The following is a 15,536-nucleotide window of genomic DNA, read 5'->3' as shown; positions in this document are numbered from 1 at the left end:
CTCTTCAATCGGTGTCTGCAGTTGTTGTAGGAGCGAGCTTGGTCGCGAAGCTGGCGGTGTGCCGGCATGTTGAATGCCTGCTTCCTCCGCAACCCTCCCTTTGCCGGCGGCAAAGGGAGGGAGCACTTCCGCTTACGGCTGCACCACCGTGATCGTGGTCGGGCTGGAACGGCCCACGCCACGCAGGTCGGGACGGTACATGTCCTCGGCCAGCGGCGGCGGCACCATGTAGGTGCCCGGCGTGACCGCGCGCACCAGATAGAACACATGCGCCTTGCTGCCACGCGACAGGTTCAGCGCGGCGACATAGCGGTCATCGCGGAACTCTTCGTGCTTCACATCCGCCGCGCGTGAGCGGTCGCTGATGTCCACGCCGTCGACCACGACATCAGCCCACTGCTTGGCGTCGCCCAGATTGAAGTTCTCGATCTCCAGGCCTGCCGGCAACAGATCGGTGATCAGCGCGTCGGGCATCGACACATCCGCGGTGATGCTCAGCCGCACGATCAGGGCTTCACCTTCCTTCAGCAGACGCGGCGTCCACGGCTTGCCGTCGGTGCCGTACCAGCTGCGTTCGATGCCGATGTGGGTGTTGTCCGGTGCCGGCGCCTGACGCGGAATGCCCGCCACTTCCAGGCTGGCGAACATCGGTGCCTCGCCCTGCGGCGAGAACCGCACGCCCTGCGCCAACTGCGCCATGTCGAACACACGCGCGAATGCCTTGCGTGCGTCGATGCTCTCGGTCTTATCGCCCACCACCAGTTCGCCGGACACCAGCTTCTTCTGGTTGGCCATCAACGCCTTGCCCAAGCGCGCCAGCGCAACCTGCTCCTGCGTACTCAGCCACAACCAGCCTCCGTTGCGACGGATGTCCAGTGTGCGGCCCAAGTCGATCACGCGAGCGTCGTACTCCGGCTTGGCAAGACCGCGTTCGTGCAGCAGCGCGATCATCAACGCACCGTCACGCAGCGGGCTGCCGTAATCACCAAAGTAGGCCGGGCGATCCGAGATGGACTTGGCGAAACCCGCCGCAATCGCGGCCTGGCCACGCTTGCTGTCGCCCTGCAGCGACAACGCCACACCCAGATGCACCAGCGACAGCCCCGTCACCGCCTTGCTGCGCTCGTTGTCCCACAAGGTGCGCAGCGTGCCCAGCGGTGCACGGTTGACCCGCGCCAACACATAGCCGGAGTACGCCTGATTGGCGAACTTCATCGAATCACGGCGATCCTGCCCATAGAACTGGTTGCCGCCGCTGAGCAGGTCTTCGCTGATGCGGTTCAAGGCCTTCTGCAGCACGTTGTCCGGCACCGCGAAACCAGCGTCCTTGGCATCGAGCAGGAACTCGGCGATGTACGGCGTCAGCGCCGGATTGATGTAGTCGTCATTGCCCCACATCGAGAAGTTGCCGTTGGCCACCTGCATCGAGGCCAGCCGCCCGAACGCGCCTTCCATGCGCTCGTTGCGTGCCTTGGCATCCAGCCCGTCGGCACCGAGCATGGTCGACGTCGCTTGGTCGAGCATCAACGCGGCATAGCCCTTGCTGGTGGTCTGCTCGGCGCAGCCATACGGGTAGTTCAACGCACCCTGCAAGGCCGAGGCGAACGGAATCGGCGGCAAGGCACTGACCAGCATGCGTGCATTGACCGAACCGGCCATCAAGCCGCTGGCGAAGTTGCTGTCCAGCGTGACCGGCGCCAACGGGTCCAGCGTGCGCGTCTGCGAACGCAGCACCTGCGGCCACGCCGCACGCACCGGCAAGTCGTAACGGCGGTCCACCTTGAAGCCGTTGCCGTCCACCCGCACCCGCACCTTGGCCACCGTGTAGCCTTCCTGCGCATTCAACGGGAAGCTCAACGTGCGCTTGGCGTCGGCCGCCAGCGTCACCGTGCGCGAGGATTCGCCAATGCCCAGCGGGCCTTCGCCCTCCACCCGCACCGCGAACTCACCCGGCTTGCCGGTGAAGTTCTGCACATCCAACGTGACCGTGCTGCGATCACCCGGCGCCATCACCCGCGGCATGCTGGCCTCGGCCAGGATCGGCGCGCGCACCAGCGTTTCAACATCGCGATTGCCGTAACGCGCATCGGTGTACACCATCGCCGACACCCGCAGCGTGCCGTTGAAATCGGGCACCTGCAGGGTGACGCGCGCATTGCCCTTGGCATCCAGCACCACCGGGCCGGAGAACAGATCAACCGTCTGCACCCGCGCGGTCGGGCGCTTGGCCTGCGGCAATGCCGCCAGCGCCATGTCGCCGCCGAACTTCAGCTTGCCGCTGTTGCCCTCGAAGCTCTCGATCACCCGGCCGTAGATGTCATACGCATCCACACCCAAACGCCGTTGCGCGAAGAAGTGCGCCGGTGCATCCGGCACCGCGAATCGGGTGATATTGAGAATGCCCACATCCACCGCGGACACGGTGACATGCGCTTTCTTGCCAGCCAGTTCCGGCGCGCTCACCGTCACCGCCATCGGCTGTTCCGGGCGCATCTGCTTCGGCGCGATCAGGCCGACCGCGATGCGGCGATCACTGCGATCCATCGGCACATGCACCACGCCCACGGCGCGGGCCGGGGTGATCTTGCTGGGTGCACTGCCGCCACGGAACACCAGCGCGGTGACATACACGTCATGCCGCTCCCAATCGGCGGTGACCGGGATTTCAAAGGTGCTGCCCGGCTTGGCGTCGATGTCCTGCACATAGAGCATGCGGTCGCTTTCGACCATCAACAGACCACGGCCGGCATGCGGCGGCGTTACCGTCACCTTGAGCGTGTCACCGGCGCGATAAGCGGTCTTGTCCAGCGCCACCTTGACCTTGTCAGGGCGTGCGTCCAGGCCACGGTTGTCGTCGTCCCAACTCCAACCGGCGCGGAACGGATAACGCGTGGTCAGGCCGGTGCCCGGGTCGAACACGTCCACGCGGTACTCGCCCCACTCGACCGGGAAATCGAACTTGGTCGAGGTGGTGCCCGCATCGAGCGTGCGGGTTTCCTTGTTCTCGAAACGACGGGTGAAGTCGTAGTCCCAGCTGTTGTCGGTGTAGGTCCAGTGGTAATCACGCAGCTCACGCACCAACGTGACCTTCAAGCCCTTGGCCGGCTGCGGGTTGCCTGCGGCATCCACGCGCATCAGCTCGAAACGCGCATTGGCGTTGGCATCGGCGCCATCGGCATCGCTGAACAACGGACGCACCGCCACCAAGGCCGGTGCCGGCCACACCACACGCTTGAGCGTGCGGGTGACGGTTCGCCCGCCGGTTTCATAGACGCTGCCGGACAGCAACGCCGACACCGTGGTGCCCTTGCCTGCGTCAGCCGGCAACGGCACGTCCTGACGCAGCTTGCCGTCGGCCGGCAACGTGGTGTCGATCACGTCATTGGCTTCGCGCGGCAACTGCACCGTCGGGTCGCCGAAGAACCAGCCCTGCATCGACTCCACCGGATGCTGTTCAACCGCCACCGCCAGACGCGCGGTGAACCGGTTGCCGTCAGCCGGCGCGCCGTACAGGTACGCAGCATCGGCTTGCAGCTTCAGCGGCTCGCCCGGCTTGATCGTCTTCTGCGCGCTGTCCAGATCCAGCTTCATGCGCTCGGGCAAGAATTCCTCGATACGCAGGGTCATGCCCTGCACGGCCTCCTTGCTGCCCGGGTCGGTACGGAACTCCACCTGCCAACGGCCGGTGGGCGCTTCGGCCGGAATGGTCTGCTCGAATGAGAAATAGCCCTGCTCGCCCGGCTGCAACCGCGTTTCGCGGAAGGTCTTGCCGTCCGGCTGCTTGAGCCGCAGGAACACCGGCTGGCCGCCGGTCGCCGGCCCGGCCAGCATCTTGCCGTCGTTGTCGCGCAACAGCGCCGACACGCGCACGGTTTCGCCCGGTCGGTACAAGTCGCGGCCAGACCAGGCAAACACATCAAAGTTGGCGTTCTGGCGCCCGGCCACGGCGAACTCACTCAAGTCCAGCGCCGGCTGGTTGAACGGCAGCATCGTGGTGTCGCTGCCACTGGAGGCGACCAATACATGCGCGGCATCCAGCGTGTAGTTCAGCAGCGCATTGCCGTTGCCATCGGTCTGGCCGCGCAGCACCACCTCGCCCTTGGCGTCGATGACCTTCAGTTCCACCTTCTTCGCGGCTGTGCCATTGGCCAGCGAAGCGGTGTGCACGAACAGCGTGTCCTTGTAGGCACGCGTGTGCAGGCCGATGTCACTGACGGTGAAGAATGCGGTATCGAACTCACTGTCAAAACTGCCGGTGCGCTTCATCACCGCGAAGTACAGGCCGGGCTGCTGCAGCTCCTTCACGTCCTGGATCGGCAGATAGGTCAGCACCCGTTCGTTCTGCTTGCCACCCAGCACAAAGCGGTTCACGTAAACCGGTTCGGCCATCTTGGACAGCGGCGTGCGCTCGCTGTATTCACTGTCCAGTTCCCAGCTGCCGCGACGACCGCCGCGCTGGTATTGGCTGAAGAACGTGGGCAGGTCTTTTTCGCGCACGCGCAGAAATTCGACGTCCACTTCCGGCACATTCACCGACACCACCGGCAGGCCGCGGCTTTCCTTGGACGGCAGCACGCTGCCCTGCGAGGCAAAGCCCACCGCAGGATCCAGTTCACCGGTGAACACCTTCTGCCGCACTTCGGTACCGAGCCGGTTGCCGTCAGCGGCAAGCAGGTCCGGTGAAATGATCAGCGTGTATTCCTTGGCCGCTTCCACATACGGATAGCGCAGGATCTTGCCGTCGTTGGACAGCGACCAGCTGCTTTCCTCGGTGCCAACCTTTTCCTCGAAGCGCAGCAGCTTGTCGAAATCCTGCGTGCCAACCAGCGGCCGCGAGAACTCCACCGCCAACGCCAGTCCGTCACCGCGCTGCTGGTCCGGCCAGGCGCGCAACAGCGCAAAACCCTTGACCTCTTCCTGCTTGGCAACAATCGCCTCGCCACTGGCGCCGGGCAACTGTCCGGTTTCATTCCGTTTGCATCCTGCAATCAAGGCCAGCGCCGCAAACGCGACCGCCGCCCACCGCATACGCACCGACTTCCTGTATTCCATGGTGTCCTCCAGCAGATGGCGCGGAGTATACCCAGCCATCAGTAAACACCTTGCACACACCGCAGTTTTTGAGCCAATTCCCGTGTGTGCCGATCGCGCTCACTACCAAGCCGATACCGCATTGCCAGAAGGTGCCGCGAAACCATCGCCACAGCCGTTAGCCCGCCGCTGCGCACCACCAAACTCGCACGCCGGAATCGGCGCATAAAAAAACGCCGGTGCATGCACCGGCGTTTTTCTTCAACTCAACTGATTGGCGTGAATTACTTGACGCTGACCAGCTTGATCTCGAACTGCACCGCCACGTTCGGCGGGAACGGGGTACGCGGGTCGGCACCGTAGGCCTTTTCCGGCGGCAGGGTGACTTCCCACTTGGCGCCGGCCGGCATCTGCAGCAGCGTTTCGCGCATGGCAGCCATCTCGACTTCGCTCAGCTTGATCGACGGAATCGACTGGGCCGGACGCGCTTCGGCCGGACGCTGGCCGTACGGGAACGGGCCGGCAACTTCCAGCGCAACGGTGCTGGCCTGGGTCGGCTTGGCGCCGTTACCGGCTTCGATCACGCGGTACTGCACGCCATCGGCCAGGCTCTGCACGCCAGCCTTGGCCTTGTTGGCGGCCAGGAACTGGTCGCTACGGGTTTTGTTTTCACCGGCGGCCTTGTCGTACTCCGCCTTGGCAGCCTGGGCACGGCCCTGCTCACGGCGCTGGAACGCTTCGACGGCCGGCTTCAGCTGGTCGGCGGTGATGGCCGGCTGCTTCTTGGCGTAGGCGTCCTGCAGGCCCTTCACCACCGAAGCGATGTCCAGCTGCTCGCCACGACCGGTGAGTTCGGCAAGGTTGTTGCCGTAGTCGTAACCAAAGTAATAGCTCAGCTTGCCCTTCTCGGACGAGACGTCCTGGGCGAATGCGGTGCCGGTCAGGGCCAGAGCGGCCACGGCGACCGCGATAGAACGCAACTTCATCAAACAGTTCTCCAGGAAGGGTGTCTCAGGGGCAACCATGCCGCATGAGGCGACGGGTTAGGATAGCCGTCACAAAGGCTGTCCGCCACTGACGACGCAAGCTCAGACAGACATTGCCGCGCAATAGTTCCAGCATCACTTTTTTTTAACTTTTCCAGGAGTTCCACTGCATGTCCGAAGCACCGGTTTCAATCAGCACCCGCGACGGTATTCGTACTCTTACGGTGCAGCGTCCGGAAAAGCTCAACGCCTTGAATCGACACACTTTGGAGTCACTGGATGCGGCCTTTGCCGACGCCGCCCAGGCCGACGAGGTGCGGGTGGTGGTGCTGACCGGAGCCGGTCCCAAGGCCTTCGTGGCCGGGGCCGATATCGCCGAGATGAACGGATTGAGCCCGGTTCAGGGGCGTGACTTTTCGCTGATCGGCCAGCGCCTGATGCGCCGGATCGAGCGCCTGAACAAGCCGGTGATCGCCATGGTCAACGGTTTTGCGCTGGGCGGTGGCATGGAACTGGCCATGGCCTGCCATCTGCGCATCGCCGCCGACAGCGCAAAGGTTGGCCAGCCGGAAATCAATCTGGGCTTGCTGCCGGGCTTTGGTGGCACCCAGCGCCTGCTGCGTCTGGCCGGTCGTGCCGCCGCGCTGGAACTGTGTCTGTTGGGCGCACCGATTGACGCAGCCCGTGCGCAACAACTGGGTTTGGTCAACCGCGTGGTGCCGGCCGCTGAGCTGGAAGCGGAAACCCTGAAGGTCGCCACGCAGCTGGCCAACGCCGCGCCGCTGGCATTGCGCGGCATCCTGGATGCGATCAACGTCGGCGGCGAGTGCGGCATCGAAGAAGGTCTGGAATACGAAAGCGCACAGTTCGGCCTGGCCTTCTCCACCGACGACATGCGCGAAGGCACCAGCGCCTTCCTGGAACGCCGCAAGCCGGAATTCAAGAACCGCTGAGTCACGACCGATGTCCGCCGTCCCCGCTACACCGCAACAGTTGTTGCAGTTCATTGTTGATGACGACCTGGACGCCGCCGTGCGCGCCGGGTTGATGGACTATGCCGCGCAGCCCGGCGACACCACGTTGTCGCCAGCACAGTCGCAGCAGTTGCTCGATGCACAGCAACAGCTGCGCACTGCGTGGGCCGCACGCGAACGTCACCGCGCCCGCGATGCGCGGCTGGCGCGACGTGCCGCCGAACGCGAAGCACGTCGCGCACCGCCGCCTGCTGCTGACAGCAAACCCGCCCTGCCCTCGGCGGCGGCCGCCATTCTTGCTCGCGCCAAGGCGCGCGCCGCAGAGAAGCCGTCGTCATGAGTGCTGCCGCAATCAAGAAAGCCGCGACAAAAAAGGCTGCGGCTAAAAAGGCTATTGCGAAAAAGCCTGTCTCGAAGAAGACCGCTGCCGCTGCAACAAAGCCCGCAGTGCCGCGCAGCAGCAAGCGCATGAGTCGCGAAGAAGTACGCGAGATGTTCACGCGTCTGCGCGAGCTCAACCCGCACCCGAAGACCGAGCTGGAATACAGCTCACCGTTCGAGTTGCTGGTCGCGGTCGCCTTGTCCGCGCAGGCCACCGACGTGGGCGTCAACAAAGCCACACGCAAGTTGTTCCCGGTGGCCAACACCGCGCAGGCCATTCTTGATCTGGGCGAGGAAGGACTGAAGCGTTACATCGCCACCATCGGTCTGTTCAACGCCAAGGCCAAGAACGTGATCGCCGCCTGCGCGATCCTGGTGGACAAGTACGGCGGCGAAGTGCCCGCCGACCGCGCCGCGCTGGAAGCCCTGCCCGGCGTTGGCCGCAAGACCGCCAACGTAGTGCTCAACACCGCCTTCGGCCAACCGACAATGGCGGTGGACACGCATATCTTCCGCGTCGGCAACCGCACCGGATTGGCGCCGGGTAAGGATGTGCGTGCGGTGGAGGATGGCCTCGTCAAAGTCATTCCCGAGGAATTTCTGCTCGACGCGCACCATTGGCTGATCCTGCATGGCCGCTACGTGTGCAAGGCACGCAAGCCGGATTGCCCGCAGTGCGTGATCCGCGATCTGTGCCATTTCAAGGACAAGACCGCCGCTTGATGCGGTAACCGCGCCCGTTGTCGGCGCGGCGTCTTCACCGGCGCAGCTGCCCGTTCCCTTCTGCGATCCGCCTCACCCACCGGCAAAACGACCGACGCCCGGGCGCCGCCGACTGCCATCTGCGCGACACCTGCCGGTAACAGCCCACGTGTCCAATGCGCTGACACTAACTGTGCGCCGCAAAAGTTGGTCGCCGAACTGTCACATTTACGCAATCTTTACGCCCTAGCCTTCGCAGCATCCTCAACCCGCCTGCAAGGCTATCCACCCATGAAACTGCATCGCCAACTTCTTACTGCAGCCGTTGCGGCGGCGCTGTTTGTCCCGGCCGCCCACGCTGAAGTCGCCATCGACGTCATCGGCGGCTCCGAAATCACCTTTGAAGGCCTGGTGCAGGCTGACGGCAATTGGTTCGACAACGACAAGGCCGACCTCAACGGCGTTGGCAAGAACGGCAAGGACAGCGAGTTCGAGCTGCGCCGCGCCGAGCTGGTGCTCAAGGGCAAGGGCCCGGGCAACGTGGAATGGGTGGTCGGCTATGACGCCAAGGCCGACAAATTCCTCGACACCAACGCCAAGTACAAGCTGGGCGGCAACAGCAATCACTACCTCCAGGCCGGCCAGTACAAGCAGCCCAACAGCCTGGAAGAACTGTCCAGCACCAAGAACAACGACTTCATCTCCAAGGCCACGGTCACCAACACCTACGCGGTGGCCCGTCGCCTCGGCGTGGGCTACGGCATCGGCGACAGCAACTGGTCGGTCAACGCCTCGGCGTTCGGCCGCGAGCTGACCCGCGATCTGGCCCACGGCAGCGGCTACGGCGTGCGCGGCACGTTTGCCCCGATCAATGAAAAGGGCAACGTCCTGCATCTGGGCCTGAGCTACGTCAACTACGACACCGACGCTGACCTGCTGCGCCTGCGTGCACGCCCGAACGCCGACCTGGCCACGGTGCGCCTGGTCGACAGTGGCGACCTGAAGGACACCGATCGCCTCAGCACCATCGGCGCCGAAGCCATGTACGTGCGCGGCCCGTTCAAGGCCCAGGGCGAGTACTACAGCTCCAAGGCCAAGCGTTACGACCACGACAACTACAGCAGCGACGGCTTCTACGTCAGCGGCGTGTGGAACGTCACCGGCGAGACCTGGGGCTACAAGGGTGGCACCCCGAGCCTGGGCCTGCCGGACGAGCCGGGCCGTGGCATGTGGCAGCTGGCGGCACGTTATGACCACATCGACTTGAACGACGGCGGCCTGCGTGCCCCGGCCGTGGTCGGCGGCGCTCCGCTGGTGGACGGCGTGCTCGGCGGCAAGATGGACATCTGGACCGTGGGCGCCAACTGGTACTGGCGCTCCAACTTCAAGGCGTCGATGAACTACGTGATGGTGGACAGCAAGAAGTACAGCTCCAGCGCAGGTGGTTTTGTCAGCGACAAGCCGAACATCCTGGAAGCGCGCCTGCAGTTCTTCTGGTAAGCCATTGCCAGAATCACCGATGTGACACGAACGCCCCGCAAGGGGCTTTCGTTGTTTGCGGCCTATCCATTTGCGGCCCCGCACGTAGGAGCGGCCTTGGCCGCGAAGCCAGTGACATGTCGAACATCCGACAGCTGGGCACTGGATGCGTCGGCGAAGGTGGAACCACCGGATGGCGGAGGCACGGTGATGGGAACCTGCGCCAGCTTCGCGGCCAAGGCCGCTCCTGCGTGCACGCGTCATCAGACGTGAGGCCTGTTGGTCTGCACGAAGAACGAAGAGCCCCCCTCCCCGGTCCTCCCCTACGCCGCAGGCGCAAGTGAGAGGGAAAAGCGGCAAGCGAGGGTGTGAAATCCCGAAGGCGAAAACGAGGTGACAGCGCTGCAGGAAACGGGGGTTAGCCGGCAACTTTGCATGGGGTGTGTGACATCTTTTCCACTGTCACCGCAACGTCATATGACAGACGCTGCACTGTCACCAAATGGTTATGGAATAGGCGCCGGGCGGAACCACCGCACCTCTACTCTCAGGAGCCTTTCGTGATCCACGCCATCAAGTCGCGCGCCGCCGTTGCCATCCTCGCCGCGTCGTCCGTGTTCGCTGCCAACGCCTCCGACGTCACCGGCGCCGGCGCTTCGTTCATCTACCCGGTCATGTCCAAGTGGTCGGCCGACTACAACACCGCCACCGGCAAGCGGGTGAACTACCAGTCCATCGGTTCGGGTGGCGGTATCGCCCAGATCAAGGCCAACACCGTGGACTTCGGTTCCTCCGACGCGCCGCTGCGCCCCGAAGAACTCGCTGCCTCCGGTCTGGTGCAGTTCCCATCGGTGATCGGCGGCGTGGTGCCGGTGCTCAATGTGGCTGGCGTCGAAGCCGGTGCGATGAAGCTGGACGGCCCGACCCTGGCCAACATCTTCCTGGGCAAGATCACCAAGTGGAATGACCCGGCCATCGTCGCGCTCAATGCTGGCCTGGCGCTGCCGGACACCAAGATCACCGTCGTGCACCGCTCCGACGGTTCGGGCACCACCTTCAACTTCGTCAACTTCCTGTCCAAGGTCAACAACGACTGGAAGACCAGCGTCGGCGAAGGCACCAGCGTCCAGTGGCCGGTCGGCATTGGCGGCAAGGGCAACGAAGGCGTGGCCGCATACGTCAAGCAGATCAAGGGCTCGATCGGTTACGTCGAGTTTTCCTACGCACTGCAGAACCGCCTGACGTTCTCGCGCATGAAGAATGCCGCCGGCAACTTCATCCAGCCGCGTGACGAGAGCTTCTCGGCCGCCGCTGCCAGCGCCGATTGGGCCAACGCACGTGATTTCTACCTGGTGATGACCAATGCCCCGGGTGAACAGGCCTGGCCGATCACCGCCACCAACTTCATCCTGATGCGCAAGCAGCCCAAGACCGCCGAAGGTGCCAAGTCGACACTCGAATACTTCCGCTGGATCTACGCCAACGGTGACGCGCAGGCCCGTCAGCTGGACTACGTGCCGCTGCCCGATCCGTTGGTCCGCCAGATCGAAACCTACTGGCAGCAGAACCTGTCGTACTGAGTGTAGAAACGCCGAGGCCCTCTCCCTCGTCGTCTCAGGCGCGGATCACGTGATCCGCGCCTTTTTTGTTTTTTTGGGAGCTGCGTAAACCGCGAAACCAACAATTCCTGAAACCCCGTGGAGCCGAGCCATGCTCGGCTGAAGCTTTACCGGGGAGGCCCGTTGCCGAGCATGGCTCGGGCACTACAGGCATTCCCGGGAAAGTCCCGACCTGCGGGCGACATTCCGGCCTTCAGGCCCGCCAACCGCCTACCCGATGGCCATTGATTCTGTGAGCTTTTTCAGATTTTTTTGACGATGTAATCAAGCTGTAACAAAAACATCATTTCATAGCCTCATCCGCTGGCCCTGCCGGCATTTTCCCCGCTATGGAGTGACCCATGAAGTTGCACACGACCGGTCTTGCCGCCCTTTCCCTGGCCATTGCCCTGGGCCTGTCGGCCTGCGGCGGCACTGGCAACCAGGCTGCAACCAATCCGGAAAATGCCGCTGCCGGCGCGCCCGCCGCCGGTGACAAGCTGACCGCTGAAATCTCCGGCGCCGGCGCTTCCTTCATCTTCCCGCTGGTGTCCAAGTGGTCGGCCGACTACAACGCTGCCACCGGCGCCAAGATCAACTACCAGTCCATCGGTTCGGGCGGCGGCATCGCCCAGATCAAGGCTGGCACCGTGGACTTTGGTTCCTCGGACAAGCCGCTTTCCACCGAAGAGTTGGCGCAGGCTGGCCTGGGTCAGTTCCCGTCGGCCATCGGCGGCGTGGTGCCGGTGGTGAACCTGGAAGGCCTGCAGCCGGGCCAGTTGCGCCTGAGCGGCACTCTGCTGGCTGACATCTTCCTGGGCAAGATCAAGACCTGGAACGACAAGGCCATCACCGATGCCAATCCGGGCGTGGCACTGCCCGATACCAAGATCACCCTGGTGCACCGCTCCGACGGCTCGGGCACCACCTTCAACTTCTCCAACTACCTGTCCAAGGTGAGCGGCGAGTGGAAGGACAAGGTCGGCGAAGGCACCTCGGTGCAGTGGCCGGACGGCGTCGGCGGCAAGGGCAATGAAGGCGTTGCTTCGTACGTGCAACAGATCAAGGGTTCGATTGGTTACGTCGAACTGGCCTACGCCCTGCAGAACAGCATGCCGTACGCCTCGATGCAGAACGCCGCCGGCAGCTGGGTGCAGCCGACCGCCGAAACCTTCGCCGCCGCAGCTGCCAGCGCCGACTGGGCCAACGCCAAGGACTTCAACCTCGTCATCACCAACGCTCCGGGTGCCAACGCGTGGCCGATCACCGCCACCAACTTCATGCTGATGCACAAGCAGCCGAAGGACGCCAAGCGCAGCGCCGACACCCGCGCCTTCTTCAAGTGGGCATTCGAGAACGGCCAGACGCAGGCCAACGAACTGCACTACGTGCCGCTGCCGGCCGAGTTGGTCACGCAGATCGAGGCGTACTGGGCTGCTGAATTCAAGTAACGCTATGACGCGGGTGCGCCGCTGGCGCATCCGCCTTTGTCATTGCGTCATCCCCGCGCAGGCGGGGATGACGAACAAAAGCGCGAACAACGGCTACCCCTCCAACGAGGGACTGATATTTCACCGCATCCTCCTGGGCCCCTGCCGCTGCCATGAATGCCATTGCACCGTCCCTAGCTTCTTCGCCCACTTCGCGTGATCTGCGCGACGCCCGCAACGACCGGCTGTTCCGCTGGTTCCTGATCGCCACCGTGATCTTTGTGCTGGTCGCGCTGGCCAGTGCTGCGTTCTCCATGCTCTGGGGTGGCCGCCATGCCCTGCAGGAGCAGGGACTGAGCTTTTTCTATTCCTCTGACTGGAATCCGGTCGAGAACAAATTTGGTGCGCTCGCGCCCATCTACGGCACCATCGTTACCGCACTCATCGCGATGGTGATCGGTGTACCGGTCAGCTTCGGCATCGCCTTCTTCCTCACCGAAGTTGCGCCGCGCTGGTTGCGTGGCCCGGTCGGCACCGCCATCGAATTGCTGGCAGGTATTCCCTCGATCATCTACGGCATGTGGGGCCTGTTCGTGCTGGTGCCGGTGATGACCGAATACGTCACCCCGTTTCTCAACGATCACCTGGGCACGCTGCCGGTGATCGGCGTGTTGTTCCAGGGCCCGCCGCTGGGCATCGGCATGCTCACCGCCGGCTTTGTGCTGGCCATCATGGTCATCCCGTTTATTTCTTCGGTGATGCGTGAGGTGTTCCTCACCGTGCCAACCCGCTTGAAGGAATCGGCCTATGCGCTGGGCTCCACCAAATGGGAAGTGAGCTGGGACATCGTGCTGCCGTACACGCGCTCGGCAGTGATCGGTGGCGTGTTCCTGGGCCTGGGCCGTGCACTCGGCGAAACGATGGCAGTGGCCTTCGTGATCGGCAACAGCGTTCGTTTGACGCCGTCACTGCTGGAGCCGGGCACCACCATCGCCGCGCTGATCGCCAACGACTTCGGCGAAGCCACTGAAACCTATCGTTCGGCACTGCTGCTGCTCGGCTTCGTGTTGTTCATCGTCACCTTCGTCGTGCTGGCCATCGCCCGCCTGATGCTGATGCGTCTGTCCCGCAAGGAGGGCAACTGATGTCCACCGCCGTCTCGATGAAGTCTTCCGACGCGCTGTACCTGCGCCGCCGCATCGTCAATGCCGTTGCCCTGTTCATGGGCTGCGCAACCGCCTTGTTCGGCCTGGTCTTCCTCGGTTGGATTCTGTGGACGCTGCTGTCCAAGGGTCTGCCCGGCATCAACATCAACCTGTTCACCAAAATGACGCCGCCGCCGATGCAGGAAGGCGGTTTGCTCAACGCCTTCTTCGGCAGTGCGGTGATGTGCGCACTGGCCATCGCCATTGGCACACCGCTGGGCGTGGCTGCCGGCACCTGGCTGGCCGAGTACGGCAATGCCCGCAAGGCCGGCACGGTGGTGCGCTTCGTCAACGACATCCTGCTCTCGGCGCCGTCGATCGTGCTGGGTCTGTTCGTCTACACGCTGTATGTGATGCAGACCGGCGGTCAGTTCTCGGCATTCGCCGGTGCCCTGTCACTGGCTTTCATCGTGCTGCCGGTAGTGATCCGCACCACCGACGAAATGCTGCGACTGGTGCCGGTGCAGATGCGCGAAGCGGCGTTGGCACTCGGCGTGCCGCAGTGGAAAGTGATCATGCAGGTGCTGTACCGCAGTGCGATGGCCGGCATCGTCACCGGCATCCTGCTCGCCCTGGCCCGCATCTCCGGCGAAACCGCGCCGCTGCTGTTCACCGCCTTCGGCAACCAGTACTGGAACAGCAACGTGATGCAGCCGATGGCCTCGGTGCCGGTGGTGATGAACCAATACGCCGGCAGCCCCTACGAATCGTGGCAGGTACTGGCTTGGGCCGGCGCACTCGTGCTGACCGTGTTCGTACTGCTGGTAAGCCTCTCCGCGCGCGGCCTGCTGCTGCGCAACCGAATCTCAAACGACTGATCCCATGGACCATCCCATGAACGACCTCACCAATGCCGTGCCGATGCAGCGCATCAGCGTGCCCGCCTCGCAACAAGGCTTGCAGGCGCCGGCCCCGGTCAAACTTGCGGCACGCGGACTGGACTTCTACTACGACAAGTTCCATGCGCTCAAGAGCATCAACCTGGATATCCCCGAAAAGCGCGTGACCGCGTTGATCGGCCCCTCCGGCTGCGGCAAGTCCACCCTGCTGCGCATCTTCAACCGCATCTACGCGCTGTACCCGAAGCTGGAAGCGCGCGGTGAAGTGCTGCTGGATGGCGAGAACATTCTCTCGCCGAAGTATCCGATGAACCGCCTGCGCTCCAAGGTGGGCATGGTGTTCCAGAAGCCGGTGCCGTTCCCGATGACCATCTTCGAGAACGTGGCATATGGCATCCGTCACCACGAAAAACTGTCCAAGGCCGAGATGATCGTGCGTGTGGAACAGGCGCTGCGCCAGGGCGCGCTGTGGGATGAAGTGAAGGACAAGCTCAATCAGAGCGCGCTGGGTCTTTCCGGTGGCCAGCAGCAACGCCTGTGCATCGCCCGCGCCGTGGCATTGCGCCCGGACGTGCTGCTGCTGGACGAGCCGACGTCGGCGCTGGATCCGATCTCCACCAGCCGCATCGAGCAGCTGGTCGAAGAACTGAAGAACGATTACACCATCGCCATCGTCACCCACAACATGCAGCAGGCCGCGCGCGTGTCCGACTACACCGCCTTCATGTACCTGGGCGACCTGATCGAACACGACCGCACCGAAGTGATCTTCTCCAACCCATCCAAGCAGCAGACCGAGGATTACATCACCGGTCGTTTCGGTTAAGCGCAGGGAATGCGGGAACAGGGAATCGGGAAAAAAAACGTCCCGCCACCTGTCATACCACCCGTCCTCATTGCCCCGCCCTCAC

At 63.6% G+C, this 15,536-nt stretch carries 11 protein-coding genes; 9 read left to right on the top strand and 2 right to left on the bottom strand.

Translation table 11 applies throughout. The annotated features are described in order from the left end of the window. Positions 1-132: 132 nt before the first annotated feature. Positions 133-5,028, bottom strand: a complete 4,896-nt coding sequence (locus ACREP4_RS06095) for an alpha-2-macroglobulin family protein (protein ID WP_431595332.1) — start codon at positions 5,026-5,028, stop codon at positions 133-135. A 287-nt stretch (positions 5,029-5,315) separates the two neighbouring features. Further along, positions 5,316-6,017, bottom strand: a complete 702-nt coding sequence (locus ACREP4_RS06090) for an FKBP-type peptidyl-prolyl cis-trans isomerase N-terminal domain-containing protein (RefSeq protein WP_431595258.1) — start codon at positions 6,015-6,017, stop codon at positions 5,316-5,318. 170 nt (positions 6,018-6,187) lie between these two features. Between ACREP4_RS06090 and ACREP4_RS06085 the strand changes: the two genes are divergently transcribed. From ACREP4_RS06085 to pstB, 9 genes are all read left to right on the top strand, one after another. Further along, entirely contained in the window at positions 6,188-6,970 is a 783-nt protein-coding gene (locus tag ACREP4_RS06085) for an enoyl-CoA hydratase/isomerase family protein (RefSeq protein WP_431595257.1), read from the top strand. 10 nt (positions 6,971-6,980) lie between these two features. After that, complete coding sequence (locus ACREP4_RS06080; RefSeq protein WP_431595256.1) at positions 6,981-7,331, top strand: hypothetical protein; 351 nt, start codon at positions 6,981-6,983, stop codon at positions 7,329-7,331. 128 nt (positions 7,332-7,459) lie between these two features. Next, the gene (nth, locus tag ACREP4_RS06075) at positions 7,460-8,095 is read left to right on the top strand and encodes an endonuclease III (protein WP_431595255.1); all 636 of its coding nucleotides are present in this window, start codon (positions 7,460-7,462) and stop codon (positions 8,093-8,095) included. Between the two features lie 270 nt (positions 8,096-8,365). Beyond that, complete coding sequence (locus ACREP4_RS06070; RefSeq protein ID WP_431595254.1) at positions 8,366-9,574, top strand: OprO/OprP family phosphate-selective porin; 1,209 nt, start codon at positions 8,366-8,368, stop codon at positions 9,572-9,574. A 539-nt stretch (positions 9,575-10,113) separates the two neighbouring features. Then, the gene (gene pstS, locus ACREP4_RS06065; RefSeq protein ID WP_431595253.1) at positions 10,114-11,133 is read left to right on the top strand and encodes a phosphate ABC transporter substrate-binding protein PstS; all 1,020 of its coding nucleotides are present in this window, start codon (positions 10,114-10,116) and stop codon (positions 11,131-11,133) included. A gap of 380 nt (positions 11,134-11,513) precedes the next feature. Continuing rightward, positions 11,514-12,602 (top strand): phosphate ABC transporter substrate-binding protein PstS, encoded by a 1,089-nt coding sequence (gene pstS / locus ACREP4_RS06060; RefSeq protein WP_431595252.1) that lies wholly within the window; start codon positions 11,514-11,516, stop codon positions 12,600-12,602. A 152-nt stretch (positions 12,603-12,754) separates the two neighbouring features. Beyond that, positions 12,755-13,726: a phosphate ABC transporter permease subunit PstC gene (pstC, locus tag ACREP4_RS06055; protein WP_431595251.1), complete on the top strand. Its 972-nt coding sequence runs from the start codon at positions 12,755-12,757 to the stop codon at positions 13,724-13,726. Next, entirely contained in the window at positions 13,726-14,604 is an 879-nt protein-coding gene (gene pstA / locus ACREP4_RS06050; protein WP_431595250.1) for a phosphate ABC transporter permease PstA, read from the top strand. Before pstC ends, pstA begins: the two co-directional genes overlap by 1 nt. A gap of 16 nt (positions 14,605-14,620) precedes the next feature. Beyond that, positions 14,621-15,451 (top strand): phosphate ABC transporter ATP-binding protein PstB, encoded by an 831-nt coding sequence (pstB, locus tag ACREP4_RS06045; protein WP_431595249.1) that lies wholly within the window; start codon positions 14,621-14,623, stop codon positions 15,449-15,451. Positions 15,452-15,536: the final 85 nt, after the last annotated feature.

It is taken from the genome of Stenotrophomonas sp. (assembly GCF_050737575.1).
Taxonomy (GTDB): domain Bacteria; phylum Pseudomonadota; class Gammaproteobacteria; order Xanthomonadales; family Xanthomonadaceae; genus Stenotrophomonas.
Note: the sequence above shows the minus strand (reverse complement) of the source record. Positions and strands in the feature narration are given on the sequence as shown.